This is a genomic window from Pseudomonas sp. Bc-h, from assembly GCF_002080045.1.
Taxonomy (GTDB): Bacteria; Pseudomonadota; Gammaproteobacteria; order Pseudomonadales; family Pseudomonadaceae; genus Aquipseudomonas.
In genome coordinates this window covers 1-19,188 of record NZ_MUIN01000020.1, presented here as the reverse complement: position 1 = coordinate 19,188, position 19,188 = coordinate 1, and the positions used below count along the sequence as shown (strand labels likewise).

Here is a 19,188-nt window from a genome sequence, read left to right as displayed (position 1 = left end):
TGGCACAAGCACAAATGAAGAGACGGCTCGCTACGTCCCGGGCAGAACCCGTTGCTGCTTGAGGTGACGCACAAGCGCTCGCCCTTCCGGCCCCAGCGTGGTACCGAACGTTGCTTGCCGATCACCCTTGAGCGATGCGTTGAGCCGGTAATCCAGATAGCCCGGCTGCGTCTGCGGTTGAAGCTCGATGTTCACCGCGATCAGGCGCGGCTCGTATTTGAGCAGTGTATCGGCCATGGTCTGCATGAGCCCATGGGCTGCACCCGGCAGCTCCTGCAAAACCACACTCATGTCCGGAAGGCCGTAATCGGGTAGATGGCTCAGCGACCCGGCCCTGCTGTTGAGGATGCGCTGCATGTTGTCCAGCACCGAGAGCACGTACTGATCTTCCTCATCCACGCAGTGAAGATCCAGATCCCCGTTGAAATTCTGGAGAAGCGTTTCGTAAAGCGATGGATTGAGCTCGTGCATGGTTCATCCCCGCGCCAAAGGCCGCAGCGTCAGCCTGTTATCATCCAGTTCGACAACGCGAGCCTTGTCCGGGTCCAGATCCTCACGCCCCAGCATCAACCGCCAGCTGTCGCTTTCAAGGTCGGGCTCACGAAACAACGCCACGACCGCAACGGCCACCGCATCGTTTACCAGCGGCACGCTCAACTGCACGCCCTCTCCAGGTTTGACCACTACCGAATGCTGAGTCAGCAGGTCGGCGCCCAGCACATGGTCGGCATCGCTGAGCAGCTCGTTGTACGTTGCCCGTGTCATCGACCTGCCTTCGCGCAGTTGATACACCCGCACCACGGTGGGTACTGACAGCGCGTTCATGTCAGTGGAATGGGTGTTCAATGCAACCCGGCCGTCGAGGTCCAGATGCAGCGTCTTCACCTGCTTGTAAAAAACCGAACGGGTCGCCGAAGCCGTGCTGTCCGAGACCTTCTGGACGACTCCGCATCCACTCAGCGGCACGGCAATCGCTGCGATGCGCAGTAGCTTAAAAACCGTAATCGACATGCTTTGTGTCCCTGTGCTGAGGGTGGTTGTGCAGGCCTTGGTAACGGCCCAGATTGATGGTGATGATCTGATGTCCATGGTTTTGGTTTTCCCCCGCTGCGTGCGCGATCATCGCTGTCATTCCCAGCAACAGTGACGCGGTTCCGAGCTTCGCGGCAGGCAGGCTGTGCGCCGCAATAGTCAGTTGCAGCTTGGCGGTGCAGCGCCAGCCAAGGTAAACCCGCAACAGAGTCAGCAAATCGCTGTGCAGCTGCTTTCCCGGTAACCACCTGTGCGCCTCGTTGCGGTTGTGGGTGATCAGCGTCAGGCACAACTGGCTGTTGACGTCGTAGGCGACAGCGCCCAATGGCGTACCCTGAGAAAGGCTGACCGCGCGCGCCGCGCCGAGTCTGGCGGGTTCGGGCAGTACAATTTTTTTTGGCCAGTGAGGGGTGATTTCGGGCACGGTTTCAGGTGCGAGCAATGTGACCAGTGCACGCACCCCCTCGGCATTACGGGTAGGCAAACGCATCACGCCGAGCAGCGCCAGAAACCGCGACATTGGTGTCTCGATCCGGCCCGCAGTACCTGGAATCCCCAGCCCGATCAACCCCAGGAGGCATTGGGAAGTTGCATCTGCCCCGCCCTCTTCAAAGCTCGCGGGGTAGGAGTACTTGCGCCAGATCCGGTAGAACTGGGTGAATATCCGGTGATTGAAAATGTCCAGAAACGCCTCGAGCGCTTCGTGCCCCTCACGTCGTTGAGCGATGTCGTCCACATAGGCAGTGGGCAATGGCGAATCGACGCCGTACAAGCCGAGCAGCCGGGTGCGCACCGTCGCAGGCCTCGACGGATGGTCCTGGTGTCGCTCGACGCACTTCAACTCCCCCGCAGGAAAACCCATTCCCGGTTCAGGTCGAAAGCGCACCGGATCATCGGCCGGACGTTCGGTACTGCCCAATAGCGGTTGACCGGGCGAAGCCTGTTCCAGCAACTGACAGACGCGATAGAGATTGGCTTCGGCAACCCGAGCGTGCAGCGCTACAAGCAAATCCTCGATCTTCAACCGGGAATTCGCTGACTGTGGTTCTCGTTCCATCGCAGGCATCTTCCGGTGGGTTGCAGGATCAGTGTCAGTTGGTTGAACAGATGAATGTCGGCGTACAGCGCGAAAAAACGGTTGAGCATCTCGCCGAACAGGCTGATGTCCCCTTCGCCGGCAAAACCATTGGCATCCAGGGTAATCTCGATATCGACGCCCCTGAGCAGGAAGCCTTTTTCAAAGCGCTGAACGAGGTGGTGCCGAACGTCGACGATCGCCTCCAGACGCCGCCGGTTCATCTCGCTGCCCGTCCAGTCATAGAGCGCCAGGGTGCCGCGCAGGACTTGCGCGCTGTCGAGCATCGGCAGGAAATTGGACCCCAGATGGCTGAGCAGCCGCCAATGAAAACGGTCTCGATCGGGTGGATAGCACGGCAAGGTCGGCGCGCAGAGATTTCGTACCCGCAAGCCGATCTGGATCGATTGCACAGGGGTGTCCAGCAGCGTGCTTTGCAATGCCTTGCGCGGTAGCTGGCCGTTGGTCCCGGTCAACCGCAGCGACAGGCTTTGCTGGCGAATGAGGCGGTCCTGGTCGGCGCCCTCGCCGCCGAGAATCAACCAGGTATCGTGCAGCCCATTGGGCCCGCGCTTGAGGCGCGTGTGGAAATAACGCTCAGGGGCCTCATCGCGCAACATGCCGCCCTTGTGCCGAAAGCTGGCGAAGGGCACGTAATCCTCGCGCTCGCGGGTGGTGGTAGCCGTGACCCTGTCCACCGAATAGATCTCGGTATGACCGTCCTGCAAACGCATGGGGCGAAGCAGATAGTCGCTCTGCAAAGGGTCGAGCATCAGCGGGTCGGCCTCGAGGGGAAACAGGTTGATGACCGGCACCGCGTGCAGACGAACCTGCTCGGCGCTCAGCGCCAAGCCATGGGGCCATGGCTCGCGAAGCACGACCTCGAGCTCGAACCAGGTCGCCTCCGGCGCGATCTGCATCTGGTCCAGGCCGCGCAGATTGACGAACATGAATTTCTCTCGAAACGTGAAGTACTCCAGCAACAGCTGATAGCCGCTGAACGCGCTGTCCCCCTTGGGCCACAGACGATCGTCCTCGGCGAACCCACCGGGAGAGAATCGGCCGTTCAGCTCCCAGCGTTGTGGCTGACCGGGCACGCGTACGTAAAGCGTCTGGGCATCAAGGGTCAATGCCTGATGCAGCGCGTTGGCCGTGGCGGCATTGGCATTCAGATACAGCGGCACGCAGCCAAGCTCCAGCTGACTCCATGACGTCATGGCGCCGCGTGAAAAACGCAGTTTGATCACCGAGCGACCATCGGGTTCGTGAGCGAGCCGTACCCCATCCAGCGCCAGCGGGCGCAGTGTCAGATCCTGCGTCGTGGTGTAGCTGCAACGGGTTCGCTGCGGCCCGATGGGGCGGGACAGAACTTCGAAGCCCTTGCCGACCACCTCAACGCCCTTCATCGTGTCCGGCTCACAGGCGAGTTCGACAATCGAGAGCGAAGGAATGGTGCGCAGGTAGTGCGGCCACAACAGGCTGACCAGCCCCTCGGTCAATTCCGGCAAGTCATCGTCGAGTTTTTCTCGCAGCCGCCCCATCAGGAACGCGAACCCTTCGAACAGTCGCTCGACATAGGGATCCTGCGCGCCCGGCTTGTCCATATTCAGTAGCGCCGCGCGATCGGGAAACGCTTCGGCGAACTCTTTGCCGGCCTCGCGCAGGTAGCGCATTTCGGCGTCGAAGTAACGCAGGGTCAAATTGTCCATATTCAACAAAATCCTTATCGATGAAGTTCAGTTGCACAGCACTGCGGCGCGTACCGGATCCATGGCCACGAGGGCGGCGAGCAATGACTCCATCCGCCGCGCGAGACCGGTTTTGTCCGCGTCGCTGCGCTGGGCTTTCAGACGCAGTAATTTCAGAAGCCGGGCCTTGACCTCGAACTCCAGGTCTGGCTCCCAGTCGCAAAGCGACCGTCGCTGCGCGCCGACATCCAGCTCACCCAGTAGATGCAGCGCCAGTTCGGCCTTGCCGTATCGCTCGGCAACCCGGGCCATCAACAACCGCATCAGCCAACGCTGCCTGCCGCTTTGCACATCGGGTCGTGCGCTCAGCCACGCCAGCGCCTGCTCCACACCCTCGCTGTCGGCCTGTGCCTGCGCCTCGGTTTCGAGCGAAACAATGTCGGCGTCGAGCGAGGCGGTGACAGCGGGCGCGGGCAGGCAGTGCGCAGATCGATTGCCGTTGACTTGCTGGCTGATCCACTCGCGGGTGGTTTCATCGGCAAAGGGGGTACCGTCGCTCCATCGCAGTTCTTCAATGCCCGGCAACCGCTCCAGAAACATGCCCAGATCGCGTTTGACGATGTCGGCCCACGTGTCCTGCGGCGCCGGCTGCTTGCTGAGCGCCTGACACAAATACCACTGCAGATCGAGCCAGAAATGGTTCACGCCCTCGGCATACATTCGTTCGATCTGATCGAGCAGTTCGTTCCAGCTCTGTTGCAGTGACAGACGCTTGAGCTGCGCGCGGTATTCACCTCGGGGAGGTGCCAGGCGCGTGTGACCGCTGGCATTCTGAGGTGGCAATTGATGTACGGTGTCCCAGCGCAGGCTTTTCATCAGACGGTGCGCGGCCAGCCAGCCCAACGGTTGCTCGCGCAGATACCCCGCCAATCCCCTTCCACTGTCCAGCAGGTCGCGTCCAGACCTGATCGCCGTAGCGCAAGGCAACCCGTTTTGCCCGGCGCTCTCGTGTTGGGCGCTGTGTTGCGACACCACCGCATCGCCCCCGCCCGACTGCGTCAGCCGCGAAGACAGCGCCGTATGCAGTGCGCCCAGATCCGGGCGCTGCTCGACCGGCCAGCTCGCCAGCACATGGTCGAGCCAGACCAAGGCTGCCACGGTTCCTTCGGCCTCGGACCTGACCACTTCGGGATGGAGCGAAAGGCTGTCCAGCATCTTGCTGCTCGCCAGCCACTCCAGTGCGAGTCTTCGACTCTGCGGCCGTACGGGGAGCACGTCGGCGCTGTACCGCGCAAGTGTCGCTGCCAACAGTGTCAAGCCATCAGCCAGCCCGGTCTCGCCGTTTTTTTGCAGGCGCGCCCACAGGTAGTAAGTAAGCACGCGCAGGTCCTTGCACGTCTGCTTGAGGAGCTTTTCGGCGAGCTGCACCACCAGATCGGTATCCGCGGCCGACAGCTTGTTGATCTCCTCTCGAATACGCTGGAAATCGTCTTCGTAGCCAGGATCATTCCCGGCGGGAGCCTCGGTGTTGATCGGCAGCAGCCATGCTTCCCAAACCCCGGCACGCTCTTTGGCGCTGGCAATGCCGTCACGCGAGCCAAGGCACGCGCCTACCAATGTCTGCAGGCTCATGAGATCCCCCCGTTCCGGGCGCGCGCCTCATCCGACGGCGACGGGTTGAGAAATATCTGCGTCGGCAGTTTGAAATCACGCAGCTTGAGCAACGTCATCGGCCCTTCGCCCAGTTCGGTGCGCAGGTGCCAGGTAAGCTTCAAACCATCCGGCGCCTCAAGCACCAACCGGTAGCGGCTGTCGCTGTCGTCCAGCGGGGTGACCGTCGCTCGGTCGAGCAGATGGATCAGGCCCCAGACGCCCTGAAAATCGGCGAACAGACGCTCGCCGGTATGGACGCTGGTCCAGCTCAGGCTCGCGCCCGGATGATCGCTACCACCGGGCCAGCCAAAGCGTTGCCAGCTTTCCTTCTGGTTGAAATACGAGTGCCGGGCGCCGTTGAGGATGAACGTGGTCTGCACCACGTCGCGCACGGCCTTGCCCTGCAACTCGAAGTTCAGACCCATACCGCCATCGGTGTACAACACGTCGGCCAGATGGCTCAATTGATTGATCGCGAGCAGAAAGCCCGGATCGAAACGCAAGCCCTCGCTGTGTGCCGTGTCCGGCACCCAGCGGGCGCCGTCCTTGCGCAGCAGCCCGCCGAGTTCCCGTTGCAAAAACTGCTCGATGCGGCCCGAGTCGGCTCGGATCATTTTCCCCAGCATCGGCAACGACGCATCGCTGCCGTTTGCCGCGAAAGGATAACGGCCGGCGAATGCGTCCTCCCAATGGTCGACGATCGTCTGCTGCCACTGGCGGTTCAGTCCTGCCGCCGAAGGCTGCAACACCCGCTGCCAAGCCTGCTCAAGCGGTTGCACAAACAGCGTGTGGCCCACCCCGCTCCACTCCTCGCCCAGGCTGGCGGCGACCAGACGGCCATAGGCCTGCGTGTCGGTCAGATCGACGTCCCTGCCCTGAAAGACGCTCTGCGCCACGGCCTGGGTCATCGCCTGCGGATCTGTCGCGCGGGTGACCTGCTCAAGTTTCAGGCGCACGCGGGTGACTCGCGTCAGGAACGCCTGCAGGCTGAGGCGATCATCGCCAGCGCTGGCTCCCCCCTCATTTTTGTCCAGCAACCCGAGCAGCGGCCCGAAGGAGACGGCCAACGGACCGGCCGCCTGCACCCGACTGAGGTCAGGCAGGTCGTCTGCGCCCACGCGCTTTTGTGCGGAGTCCAGCAGCGAATCCGCCACTGCCGGAATGCGACCACCAGCTTGCCCCTGCCAGGACACCGTATTCAGCAGCGCAACCAACGGCGACTGACGCACGTCGCTCATCAGGGTCAATTGATCGACCACCTTCCCCAGACTGTCGGAACGTTGCCAGCGCAGATTGTCGAGGAATGCGAGCCACGCACTGGCGTACTCCTGAAAGTAACGCTCGGTCAGGCGCGCCTTGAGGGCATCCGGTTGTAGGTCGGGGACAATCTCGGTGTGGTTGTCGCTCAACACCCAGTCGATTTCCTCGCGCCGGGCCTCGGCTATTTCGTCGATAGCGAGCCGTACCTGCCCCTCCCAGGCCTCTCGAGTGAACACCCCCGGCACGCTGCCGTCACTGGCAAACAGCGCCAGCGCGTCGGTATTTCCGACCATGTCACGCAGGGTCATTTCAGGATGATGAGGCCGGGCCGCATCCAGCACCTGCCGGTACAGACTCGCCTCGCTGTTGCGCTGTTGAAGTTGTCCCAGCAACACCTGCCGGGTCTGCGCCACCAGGTTGCGGTCGGTGCCGATACGCCAGGTCGGATGCGCCACCAACTGCTCGGTGTAAAACCTCCAGAGTGCCGGCGATACTCCCTGCCACACACCGGGCGAAATACCTGGGCGCGTCGGCTCGGACGCACCCAATACCCTGGCCAGAAATGCCGGATCGGCCTTCTCCGGGCGGACCAGCATCAGATACGCCTTCAATTGTTCATAGACGACCTCGGCACGCTCATGCCGCTGCGGGCTGCCCGCCGGCAAATCCACCCAGGCCTGCAGCTGGCGTTGCAGATTGCCGACCGCTGGATCGCGCATCAGCCGCTCATTGGCTTTCACATAGCGTGGCCACAAGGCAGCGAGCGAGGCTTTACTCTGATTCAGACCGAAACGCTGATACCAGGGGCCGCCTCGCCGGACCTGCTCATCCAGACGCCCCAGTTCGCGCACCAACTCGTTGAGGGTCAGCAATTGCTGATCGGGGCTGCCTGAAAACTGCGTTGTGGCGAAGGCGTTCTGCAGCTTGGCGTTTTGGGCATAGTTGCTGGCTCCAGAAAGGAGCATTGCCGAGATCCAGAGGGTCACCGCGCCAATCACCATCACATACGCGACACGACTGGCAGGCCAGCCGAGGCGATGAGGGTTCGTCGCTGTGTGAGTGAGCAGCCCCTTCCACACCGGATCCGCCGGCCACACATTGGCCGATGCCTGCAATGGCGCAGCCGGCAGACTGAACCACAGCCCGCGCACAGGAACACCGCGCGCAGACCGACCCAGCAACGGCGCGAGTACCTGCCCCCAGCGAGCAACGCCACCGGCTTGCAGGTCCCGAGACAGCCGCAAGAGAAAATCATCTGCCGGCTGTACTGTGACCTGCGTCATTCCGCGCTGTCGCAAAGGCGTTTGCAAACTTTCCAGCAGCGATTCCACAGCCTTGCGCGTGGGTGAAGGCGGCATCGGACATCCAACCGGCCGACGCTGGTGCCCGACCTGCGGCCATTGCGTCTCGCAGACCTGCCACAGATGCAGCGGCAGTTGCCAACGCAACGACTGCGCCAGCGCTTGCAGATGACGCACACCCACCGCCATCGCGGCGGCGTTGGCGCTATGGTCGCCGGTCAACGCCCAGACCACGCCGTCCAGCGCGCGGCCGCGGGTCAAGCCTTGCCAACGAGAAAAGGTCTGATCGAGGGAAGACTGCGTGCTGCCGCCATATAACAGGACCGTACCCTGGCCCTCAAGCCAGTGTTGCGCAGCCAGACTCGGGGCAATTGCCTCAATCTGTTCAGGCTCACCGACGACCAGCAGCACCCGAACGCGGTGACGCCAGAAGCGGCCGTAGTGTTGGTGCAGGTGAGTGAGGCACTTGGCAGCACCGACGGGTGCAGGTGTGCCATCGTCCGACTTGGTTTCAGCGCCCGGCTTCGGCTTCCAATGAGAGAAGAAATCCAGCGTCGCCACGGATTTGTTAATCCACGCGCCAAGGCCTTCAAGGAACAAAAACACCAGGCCGGCCAACAACAGCCCTACCGAGAGTTGCCACTTCTGCGCCTCGCTCTTTATCGACGTAACAGGGTTATCCACCCAGATTAAGATCCCGCCCACGACGAGCAGACAGACAATTGAAATCCATGCACCGATACGTTTCTTTTTCAAACCGGGTTCCCTCCACTTATTGTCAGGCGGGCTGTACGACACAGGCCTGCGGCGACGCGTCCTGCAGCAGCACCAATTGGGCTCGTCCATCCGTGCGAGCCTGCTCACTGGCGAGGATCAACGCGATATTCCCCACTGTGCAGGCAGGCAAGCCAAACGACTTGTCCAGCGCCAACCAGTTGTGACTGGAGGGCAAACCTGCGGCCACTCGCGCGGCAATGCTGAGGTCCGCCAAATAGTCGCTGGACAACTGGCTGTGCCAGACGCGGTTGACCCTGCTCTCTTCTGTGATTCGTCCCCAATGAAGCGAGGTATCCAACCCAACCTGCATGTCAGCCATCTTCACCGGGCGATGTATGAAAGCTTTGGCAGTCGCCCCGTGCCGTACGCACCACTCAGGGGTAGCCAACAGGATGGCGGTGACTGACTCGGCCTGATCGGCAACCGGCTTCAGAAACAGATTGAACTCAAGGGACAAAACCAGCCCGCAAGGTTGTGCTTCGTCCAGCCAGGCATCCAGCCACAGGAGCCCGTCGTCGAGGGGCGCGAAACCCACACAATCCTGTATCGCTTGCGCGCCACGGCACGCATGCCACACGGACAGGATTTCTTCCTGGCCTGTTGATGGGTCATGCCGAATACGAACCTTCAACGACGCGTTCTGCTGATACCGCGCCAAAACGGTTTCAAGCTCGATCAATATGTCCGCCAGATACACAGCCAGACGCTCTGCATTTTGCTGTTGTGCCACCGCGCCGGAGTCGGGCAAGGGACTCGCTCGCACTTGCTCCCCGGCTCCAGGGAGCGACCGCAATGCCTCGCTCCCGCTGGCCAATAAAGCGGCGACCTGGTGATTGCCCGCCCCGGTGCGATACGCCGCGTCCAGGATTACGATGGGCCGCTGGGCTTTATCCACGAGGACTCGCTTCTGCTCCTCATGATTGAGGTTCCAGCCAAGGACGTAATCGCGATGTTTTTCGTACGAGTGATGGCGTAAGCCGTAGAGCGCTCCTCCGGTGGCCAGCGGGAGAATCGAGGCACAGCACCAGAACCACGAGGACGATTGCCACCCCGTGCTCGGCCAGAACACAGCGACCAGAACGCCTGCCAGCACCGAGCACAGCAAGACAACCAGGCACCAGTGCCGCAGATTCGGCGCATGCGGTAAATCAAGCGCTGCTGGCAAAGCGTTCAGATCGACAGCCATGTCAAACTCTCCCGGCCTGGGGCAGCGACGTTTGCAGCGCGCAGCCGCATTCACAACGGTGGCCATCCAGTGCGATCGGGCGCCCCAAATGGGTGAACCCTTCGTCCCCCTCCGAAATGACATTCACCCCGTGCCCTGGTAACGGGCAGAACACCTTGTCGCCCACGCATGCCGCTTTGCGGCCGAGGAACGTCATGCAACTGGTGGCGGTGATTACCTCGCCACCGGATGAAAGTTTGTCGCCTAAACGAATGACACCTGTCATGACTGCTCCTTATCTCTTTAAACTGTGTTAACCCACCCATTGGGGAGGGAAGCCAATACCCATTAATGACTGATGTTTTGCGTTCGATAGTTACGTCTCGTCCTGCCCGAAACGAGCAACTGAGATCAGACAATGTGATGCTTGTCAGAATATGTGCGTATTAGGTTGTGGACGATGGCGGCTCTATGGGTGCGGGACTGTTGACTACGCAGCGCATTGTTTTATCGGCTATAAACGATGTTCCATCCGCGCGAATTCGGCCATAAGGGTCCGCGGCAGTTCGAAAAACGTTTACGCCCCCGCCCCAATACGGATCTGCATAGTTCTGCCCTCGTGTTACTTTAGTTCCGTGATTAAGCTGATCATTAAACACAACGCCCTCAGGGCCTTTGGGATCTTCCAATGGTGATTTTTTATAATAATCCGGGTCATACCAATCATTGACCCATTCATAGCCATTGTCAGACATGGAATAAAGGCCTAGAGGATTAGGCGGAAACCTGTCCACAGGTAGAGGAGTAAAGGTTCCAGTCGGCAGTGATTTGCGCCTCGCAAACACCTCCCGATCACCGTCGCTCGAAATGTTAACCCCTTTAGGAGAGTAGTTATCAGTGCGAAGACTTCGAGGTTCCGCTCTGTAACTACCGTCATCAGTCGCAACCACTAAATATTGACCGCGACTACGTGCTGCATACTCCCACTGAGCCTCCGTCGGCAACGCAAATGGCAGCTTGGTAACCACTTCCAGCCACTGACAATATCGCTCGGCCTCATACCAGTCAATGTGCGCAGGGGTGTTGGGGATAGAGTTCAAGCTGTCCCACTTTTCTTGATTAGCCATCCCTTTTAATCGCGGCTCGATGTTATTAACCTCCAGAAAGAACTGGTACCTCTCATTTGTAACTTTAAACCTCTCCATAGAAAAACTGGTGAGCACAATCTTGTGAAGCGGCTTACTGTCTTCATCAGTATCATAGGGCAGCCTTTCTGGGCCATATTCCTGTCCAAAATCTCCCATTAAAAAATCTCCACCCTCTACGAATACCAGATCTGCTTTGATGCTGTCGATAAAGGCTTGCAATTCCACCTGGTGCGAACTGGATGCTGGCACCTTTTCGGGCTCGGCATTGCCGCACCCTGGCAACGTCAACGCACAATACGTGCTCAAAATTATCTTCAAACTTTCCATGGTTATACCTCACTCGCGCACCAAATCGGACATGCAAACCTAGACATTGCGACCCACTTCAATAAAAAGTGTGCGTCACTTTGAGGACGATGACAATTTAACCGGGATGGGACTATTGACCACGCAGCGCATCGTTTTATTTGCTATAAAAACGCTGCCATGTTCATTCCTCCTTCCCAGAGGGTCCATGGCGGTTCGGAATACATTCACACCACCACCCCAATAAGGATCTGCAAAACCCTGCCCACGCAAGACTTTCGCACTGTGACCACGTGCGTCTTTAAATGACGCCCTCTCCGGCCCTTGAGGGTCTTTAAGCGGCGAGCGCTTGTAATAATCAGCATCATACCAATCGTTGACCCACTCGTAGCCGTTGTCGGACATCGAATAGAGGCCCAGAGGATTGGGCGGGAACATGTCAACAGGCAAAGGGGTAAAGCTCTTGGTATTTAGCCCTTGTTCCCTAGCAAATATTTCCCTATTACTTGAACCGGATATATTGATCCCTTGAGGTGCGTAGTTTTCAGTACGAACACTAAAGGGCTCCGCCGTATAATGTCCATTATCTGTCGCAACCATAACATATTGGCCGCGACTGCGTGCTGCATACTCCCACTGAGCTTCCGTCGGCAAAGCGAATGGCAACTTCGTAACAACCGCCAACCACTGGCAATATTGCTCTGCCTCATACCAATCTATATGTGCAGGAATATTGGGAATTGCCCTCAAGCTGTCCCACTCACTCTTTAAGGCCATCCCCGTATCCCGCGGCTCGATATTATTGAACGCAAGATAGAACTTATACCGCTCGTTAGTAAGCTTGAAGCGATCCATGGAAAAGCCGGAAAGCTGGACTCTATGCAGAGGCTTGCTGTCCTCATCGATATCATAGGGGAGCCGTTCTGGGCCGTATTTCGGTCCAAAATCCCCCATCAAAAACTCTCCACCCTCTATGAATACCAGATCTGTTTTAATGCCGTCGACAAAGGCTTGCAATTCCACCTGATGCGGACTGGATGCTGGGACCTTTTCGGGATCGGCATTGCCGCACCCCGGCAACGTCAGCACACAATACGTGCTCAAAATTATCTTCATACTTTCCATAGTTATACCTCACTCCCGCACCAAATCGGACATGCAAACCTAGACATTGCGACCCACTTCAATAAAAAGTGCGCGTCACTTTGAGGACGATGACAATTTAACCGGGATGGGACTATTGACCACGCAGCGGATTGTCTTATTTGCGATAAAAATCGCCCCATCATTGTCAACACGTCCATGTGGGTCCGCTGGGGTCCTGAAAACATTGACCCCTCCTCCCCAGTAGGGGTTAGCATAACTTTGCCCGCGTACCACCTTTGCGTCATGCCCTAAAGCATCCTTAAACATTGGAAGCTTCGGCCCCTGAGGGTTATCAGCAGGCGAACTCTCGTAATAATCAGGATCATACCAATCCTGCACCCATTCGTAGCCATTGTCGGACATTGAATAAATGCCGAGAGGATTGGGTGGATACATATCAACCGGGAGAGGCGTCAGACTTGTCGTCTTCAGCCCATTCCGCATCGCAAACGCGACTCGACTGCCATAACTTGAAATATTGAGCCCCAGGGGTAAATAGCTTTCAGTGCGTAGCTGATAAGGCTCTGCTTTATAGTCACCATCATCAGTTGCAACCATTAAATTTTGACCGCGACTTCGTGCCGCATATTCCCATTGGGCTTCAGTGGGCATAGCAAAGGGTAGCTTTGTGAGTTCCCCCAACCACTGGCAGTATTGCTGAGCTTCATACCAATCGATGTGTGCGGGGAGATTGGGAATGGCGTTGATACTATCCCATTTACTTTTGCTAGCCTGCCCGCTTTCTCGCAACTCAAGATTATTTGAAGCAAGGAATAACTGATATCTTTTGTTGGTCACCTTAAACCTATCCATGGAAAAACTGGTCAGCACTACCGTATGAAGAGGTTTGCTGTCATCATCGGTGTCATAGGGCAGCTTCTCAGGGCCCTGCGGTCCAAAATCGCCCATCAAAAACTCTCCACCCTCTACGAACACTAAATCGCTTTTAACTTGCTCGACAAAGCCATCAAGGTCACTTTGAGCTTGAATTGCAGTCGACCCTAGTTCTGCCTCGGTCCGTTCACACCCTTGCATTGACATACCGAACAGCGCATACATCGCGCCCCTGACAGCTTTCATTTAGAACCCCCCACCTAGACCCAGCTTTCCGAGTCAGCCTGAGAAGGCCCAAACTCGCAATACCGACGCCGGGAATCAGACTGACCACTGAGCGAATAAAACACCGTATCATTCAAAGCAAGCGCGTAGCCGAGCGCTGGCTCGCTCTTTAGGCGGGCTTTAACAACCTGAATATCCCATTTGACATTCAAAAAATCTTCGTCTCGATTATGGCCCTCTTGCATAAACCGGATGAGATGGCCTTCCTGTTCATCGGCGACCGTATCTGCATTGCCTCCAACGGCCGTATTGGAACCGTCCCGCGAAACGCGGCACATCACTTTGCTCCACTCCTTTATCGTTTGAATACTCTTCAGCACGCAAATAATAGCTTCTTTTCTTTCCGCATAGACATCACCCAAGAGCGTTCTGTTTTCCAAGTCAAAGTGATCGAACCTCCCATGGCGAGTGAGCAAATAGAGAAGAATGCCTTTTGCCTCAGGAGTATGCCCGAGTAAATCCCTCTTATACCTAATAACGTTACCCGCTAAGGCATTGCGCTTCCTAGAAACACTTACCCCTATTTCAACTTCATTCAGATAGATCTGTGAAAACTCCTTAAACGCATCCGCCAGAGCATAAACCGTATCAAAAATTTCACCTGCACGATATACGGCGTTATTTTGGTCAGCAATTTTCATGACACAAAACCTACTGTACGCCATAAACGCATCGCTATCGATCACCTCAAAAAACGAATAGTCCAGACTATATAACTGGTAGATCAACCACGCCCCAAACTCTGCAAAAGCGCCTGCCTCAACCTCAGCCAAAAACGCACCCTTCGCACCCGCCCCCCAACACAGACTGGCGGCGACCCGAAAGCAGAACTTTCCATTGATGAATGTGCAACGTAACTTGCCACCCGCGCCAGCACCCATTAAACCGGCAATGCTGCTGCCGAATGTGCAGAAACTGGTGAACTGGCCTCCGGTTTTCAACAGGCTGGGGAACAGGGTGTTTGCTTCATCGGGAGCCGGAGCCGGCTTGAGCCACTGGATCGAACCTTTAAGGCTCCCCTCCACGCGGGAGCCCGCGAACGCCTCGCCCGAGAGTTGCAAGCCTTCATCCTCTGCGTCCATTGCCTGGTGAAACAGATGCCCGGTTGTCCTGCGCTCCCTGAAACGAGGCAATCGGCCGTTGGGCTGCCCGGCAACACTTTGTTGATTGCCGTCCACGACGACCTGCAACTGCGCTTCAAGTTGGGCGGAACCACCGAGAAAGCCCCCCAGTTCCGCTTCCACGCAGACGCGCAACATGCCCAGATCGAACGCCTTGCCTTGCGCCATCTGAACGCTCAGCGGCCAGCCCATGCGGTCGGGGGCGTAAAGCGTCATGTTCGCGAAACCTGACGCCAGCGCCAGACTGGCTTTCGCCTCGCCTTTGAAGGCGCCTTGTTTCTTGTTCGGGTCGAGCTGCGCATTGGCGCCAACATTTGAAACGTAACGCATAAACTGTGCGCCACTGGAAACATCGATATTCGCGCCGACTTCTTCTTTAGCCGCAAGGCTGTTGTTCCAGCTCGCAGCCCATTCACCCAGCACGCCGTCGGACTTGAGCGTCTCCACGTCGAAATCCGACCCGATCAGTTTCAGTGCGCTTTTGAGGTCGACCTTGAATGCTGGCGTTCTCAGCTTCGTCAGTTGCTTGCCAAGCGTTTTCAAATCGATGCGGACATTGCCGTTCTTGTCTGTGCTGTAGATGCTTCCTGCGCCGCCATCCTTTTCAGAGCCCTTCAATGAAACACTGTGTAGCTTTCGACCTTCCTGGCTTTTACTGAAATACCCTTTCTTGATATAGGCATAGCGGGGAGCTTTACCGCGTCCTCTGGTCTTCTCTCCTTGCACAACGGGGATAAGCTCAATCACCTCGTCGTAGCTCGCCGTTTTTCCCGCAATGACGCCCAGTTTGTTTTTTATTCCCTCGCGCTGTCGTTCAAGCTCTACTTCGGCCTGGTCCACCGCGCGAGCATGCTCATCCAGCGTCGTAGCGAGCACGAGTGGTTCAATCACGGCCTGCCCGTAACGCTCCAAAGCGGCTGAATAATCAGCTTTCGCCAGATGGAACGCGTTCATATCGGCCGCCATCTCTTGCCAGTGCGATTCGAACGGGCCTGCTTCGCTGTCGACAACGAAAACCAGCTCCTCCGTATCAGGCCGGTAATAACACTGCGCCGCACCACGTTGATACGCGACCACCTGCTCTTCCTTGCTGGATGTGTTGTCTGCCACCGAAGAACTCACTGTATTCATCCCTTCAAACTCCCTGATTTTTCAAGTACATCGCGAACATCGTAGATCGCATGCTCGGCTGGATTAATTTCTGGTGGAGGCCACCGACCCTGCAACAGGCCTCCTCGACACTCGGATGCAACACGTGTGGCCGCTCAACCCGGATGGCTGCCCACGGGCGAGTCCACTTGATATCCAGCCTCTTCGCAGGGTTTGCGCAAGCAGCGCTAAGTGGGGGTGAACTACCAACTGCCATAAGGAATTCCGTGCTTCTCGATATAGGCTTTGTTCTCGGGTTCCAGAGGCACGTACTTGCCCTTGCTCTTCCCTTGATAAGGGCCAAGCGGGTGGACCTTGGCCTGGAAGCGACCGACCTCCAAATGTTCCAGGCAGCCGGTCCCCACCCACACCTTGACGATGCCGCCCGGCGCCATCCCCAGGCTTAAGGTTTTCCGGTAAAGGGTCACTACCTTTCGATCCCAACGGCAATACACGGTATGAGGTTTAACCATCTCATCGCGCACCCATTGCGGAATCTGGATGCCAATCGTGTAGGCCTGCGGTTCTACCAGCGACTGCCACCTCAGGTAGATTTTTTCGGGCAGATCCACATTGTTGATGGGCTTCGTGGCACCTCCTCCCTTGTGCCACCCCTTCACTTCTCTGGTGTAGCCAGCGACACCGCCGTGTACGCGAAAGTATCCAAAACCTCGTTGATCAAGCACATCGACGCTTTCAACCCAGACCTCCATGTGTCTGGGAGCAGCCAGTCCTATGTTCCAGGCAGGGTATGGCAGTGTTGGTGGGCGCGGGCCATTGGCACAGGCGGTCAAACTGATGAGTAATCCGAGCACAAGAATCAGGCGCTTCATTGCGGATACCCCTTTTGTGGCTGGTCCGGATACCGGTTGCAGTTTTTCTGGCAGCTGAAAATTGATACACCCCGAAAGCGGGCGCGGTTCGGATCTCCGTTCAGCGTTAACTGTCGCGCGGGAACAGCCACTCAAGGTTGAATTACCAACTGCCATAAGGAACCCCGTACTTCTCGATATGAGCTTTGTTTTCGGGTTCCAGAGGCACGTACTTGCCGTTGCTCTTCCCTTGATAAGGGCCTAGCGGGTGGACCTTGGCCTGGAAGCGACCGACCTCTTTAAASCCCAGGCAYGGACCACCTACCCACACCTTGACGATCCCCCCCGGCGCCATACCCAARGTGATTATTTTTCGATAGTCATCTTTCCATTTACGCGAACCTTGGCAGAACACCCGCTCCGGCCTGACCATCTCGTCGCGCACCCATTGCGGAATCTGTATGCCAATCGTGTAAGCCTGCGGTTCTACCAGCGACTGCCACCTCAGATAGATTTTTTCCGGCAGATCCACGTTATGGATAGGCATGGTTTTCCCAGCACCTTTGTGCCACCCCCTGACTTCTCCGGTGTAGCTGGCGACGCCCCCAAATACGTGGAAGAAACCAAGCCCTCGCTGATCCAGCACGTCGACGCTCTCTACCCACACTTCCATGTGTTTGGGAGCCGCCAAGGCTACGCTCCAGGCAGGGTATGGCAGGGTTGGTGGGCGCGGGCCATTGGCACAGGCGCTCAGACTGATTAGTAATCCGAGCACAAGAATCAGCCGCTTCATTGCGGATACCCCTTTTGTGGCTGGTCCGGGTACACGTAGCGGCGGTTGAGCGACACGGGCTTGTTGATCATGAGCGTCTTGCTCGGCGTCCAGTGTGCAGACTGGTGGATATAGCGGGCCCGCAATAACGCTTCTTGTTCGGGCGCCAGCTTGACCTCCACCCCTGCCATGACCTGCTTCAGGATCGTCTCGGCTATGGGCTTCAGTTCTTCCGGGAGTGCCCACTGTGGCCGCTCGTCCAGGTTCTTGAACGGCACGCCGTGGCGCACCCCCAGCTCGCGCATCACCCGCAAGGGAATCAGTGACAGCTCGCCGTGTATCGGGCGGTCGAGCACCGCGGTGATCCAGTAATCGACGCCTGCGCTCTCCGACTTGCCCCGGTGAATCTTGGCCGCTGGCCAGGTCTTGATCTCGATGGAGCCATCGCGGGCCATCCCGGTGGCGCGCCATACGCTGGCGTCTCGCTCGACCAGCCCCCACACCCGATGGGATTCAATCCTCTGCCCATCCTCCACCGTGGCCCGACGCGGCACGGTCAGCCAGATGTTTTCACGGGCACGGGCCCGATAGCCGCCGCCGATGTCCGAATGCACGCCGGGCAGGCCGATCTGCTTGTGGCTGTTGCCCACGCTGTTGAGGGAGAAGTTGGCGCGGTACTCATCCAGNTAGCCGCCGCCGATGTCCGAATGCACGCCGGGCAGGCCGATCTGCTTGTGGCTGTTGCCCACGCTGTTGAGGGAGAAGTTGGCGCGGTACTCATCCAGTGCCTGCAACTGGATGACCTGACGGGCGCAGCCGGGTGGCAGGTACAGGTTCACCCCGTAGTTGGTGTCGTCGCCCACGCTGAAATCACCGCGTTCAAGGGTCGAAATCGCCGCGACCGTATCGAACAGGCCGATGAAGTTGAGGCACAGGTCCTTGGCGGGATTGAAGCGTTTCTGCAGGCCATAATTGCCTGCCTTGAGGACTTCTCCGAACACGCCACAGCCGGGCTTGAGGAATTCATTGGCGCAGTGCCGGGCGGCCGCTGCACCGCGACTGAAGCCGAAAATATCGACCTCGATTTGCCGAATCGGAGTTTCAGGATTGGTTGCTATGAAATCCCGGAGCTTTTCCTGGAGTAGGCCCGGGGCCTGTTTGACTCGGGCCACTACCCCGGTTTCACCCTGCCCCAAGCCCTGTCCATAGACCGTGTCATCCTTGCCTCCACTACGGGTGCCAATGCCCTCGGTATATACCTTTACGTAACCGGTGTCGGCTCCAGGGGGGAGACCGTCTGTTGCATGATCGGGATACAGGTCATGCAGATGCACCACATTACTCGGCGCGTTCCCATAGCTGTTATCCGGCGCGCTGTTGAACGCCGTCCCGTCAAAATCCCCAAACCCGTACTGGCTGCACACTTCCTGAAGCTTGGTCAGCTCATCCATGTTGAACCAGACCAGATCCACCTCACGGCATTGTTCGGTGGCCGCCGCATTTGCCTGGTTGTTGCCGGTGCCGTCGAAGAACAGGCCCAGACGCAGGGTGATGCCATCGGTGAGTTCTTCTTCCTCTTCTTCCTCTTCCAGCGCCTCGGGTTCGTCGTCGTAGTCTTCGTGCAGGGTGAATTTCACCGGCCGCATGCTGTAGACCCTGTCTCT

15 protein-coding genes are annotated in these 19,188 nt (G+C 58.0%); all 15 read right to left on the bottom strand.

Going from position 1 to position 19,188, the window contains the following annotated elements; all coding sequences use genetic code 11:
• Positions 1 to 30: 30 nt before the first annotated feature.
• Positions 31 to 471, bottom strand: a complete 441-nt coding sequence (tssE, locus tag BWR59_RS31155) for a type VI secretion system baseplate subunit TssE (RefSeq protein ID WP_081569515.1) — start codon at positions 469 to 471, stop codon at positions 31 to 33.
• A gap of 3 nt (positions 472 to 474) precedes the next feature.
• Positions 475 to 1,011, bottom strand: coding sequence for a type VI secretion system lipoprotein TssJ (gene tssJ, locus BWR59_RS31150; protein ID WP_081569514.1), 537 nt, complete (start codon positions 1,009 to 1,011; stop codon positions 475 to 477).
• Complete coding sequence (gene tssG, locus BWR59_RS31145; RefSeq protein WP_081569513.1) at positions 992 to 2,089, bottom strand: type VI secretion system baseplate subunit TssG; 1,098 nt, start codon at positions 2,087 to 2,089, stop codon at positions 992 to 994. Before tssG ends, tssJ begins: the two co-directional genes overlap by 20 nt.
• Positions 2,053 to 3,822, bottom strand: coding sequence for a type VI secretion system baseplate subunit TssF (gene tssF / locus BWR59_RS31140; protein WP_081569512.1), 1,770 nt, complete (start codon positions 3,820 to 3,822; stop codon positions 2,053 to 2,055). The genes tssG and tssF overlap by 37 nt, the downstream gene beginning before the upstream one ends.
• Before the next feature lie 21 nt (positions 3,823 to 3,843).
• Positions 3,844 to 5,427, bottom strand: coding sequence for a type VI secretion system protein TssA (tssA, locus tag BWR59_RS31135; RefSeq protein WP_081569511.1), 1,584 nt, complete (start codon positions 5,425 to 5,427; stop codon positions 3,844 to 3,846).
• The gene (locus BWR59_RS31130; protein WP_230982128.1) at positions 5,424 to 8,765 is read right to left on the bottom strand and encodes an ImcF-related family protein; all 3,342 of its coding nucleotides are present in this window, start codon (positions 8,763 to 8,765) and stop codon (positions 5,424 to 5,426) included. Before BWR59_RS31130 ends, tssA begins: the two co-directional genes overlap by 4 nt.
• Positions 8,766 to 8,787: 22 nt before the next feature.
• Positions 8,788 to 9,972: a hypothetical protein gene (locus tag BWR59_RS31125; protein WP_081569509.1), complete on the bottom strand. Its 1,185-nt coding sequence runs from the start codon at positions 9,970 to 9,972 to the stop codon at positions 8,788 to 8,790.
• Between the two features lies 1 nt (position 9,973).
• On the bottom strand, positions 9,974 to 10,237 hold the full coding sequence (locus BWR59_RS31120) for a PAAR domain-containing protein (protein ID WP_081569508.1): 264 nt from the start codon (positions 10,235 to 10,237) through the stop codon (positions 9,974 to 9,976).
• A 160-nt stretch (positions 10,238 to 10,397) separates the two neighbouring features.
• Positions 10,398 to 11,426 carry an SUMF1/EgtB/PvdO family nonheme iron enzyme gene (locus BWR59_RS31115; RefSeq protein WP_081569507.1) on the bottom strand — a complete coding sequence of 343 codons (1,029 nt, stop codon included), beginning with the start codon at positions 11,424 to 11,426 and terminating at the stop codon, positions 10,398 to 10,400.
• 75 nt (positions 11,427 to 11,501) lie between these two features.
• Positions 11,502 to 12,530: an SUMF1/EgtB/PvdO family nonheme iron enzyme gene (locus BWR59_RS31110; RefSeq protein WP_081569506.1), complete on the bottom strand. Its 1,029-nt coding sequence runs from the start codon at positions 12,528 to 12,530 to the stop codon at positions 11,502 to 11,504.
• Between the two features lie 75 nt (positions 12,531 to 12,605).
• Entirely contained in the window at positions 12,606 to 13,631 is a 1,026-nt protein-coding gene (locus tag BWR59_RS31105; protein ID WP_081569505.1) for an SUMF1/EgtB/PvdO family nonheme iron enzyme, read from the bottom strand.
• A 14-nt stretch (positions 13,632 to 13,645) separates the two neighbouring features.
• Positions 13,646 to 15,922, bottom strand: a complete 2,277-nt coding sequence (locus tag BWR59_RS31100) for a hypothetical protein (protein WP_081569504.1) — start codon at positions 15,920 to 15,922, stop codon at positions 13,646 to 13,648.
• A gap of 221 nt (positions 15,923 to 16,143) precedes the next feature.
• The gene (locus BWR59_RS31095) at positions 16,144 to 16,773 is read right to left on the bottom strand and encodes a DUF2931 family protein (RefSeq protein ID WP_081569503.1); all 630 of its coding nucleotides are present in this window, start codon (positions 16,771 to 16,773) and stop codon (positions 16,144 to 16,146) included.
• A 142-nt stretch (positions 16,774 to 16,915) separates the two neighbouring features.
• Positions 16,916 to 17,545, bottom strand: a complete 630-nt coding sequence (locus tag BWR59_RS31090) for a DUF2931 family protein (protein WP_081569502.1) — start codon at positions 17,543 to 17,545, stop codon at positions 16,916 to 16,918.
• On the bottom strand, positions 17,542 to 19,188 hold a 1,647-nt coding region (locus BWR59_RS31085; protein ID WP_218191315.1), incomplete at its 5' end, for a DUF2235 domain-containing protein. The genes BWR59_RS31085 and BWR59_RS31090, both read right to left, overlap by 4 nt.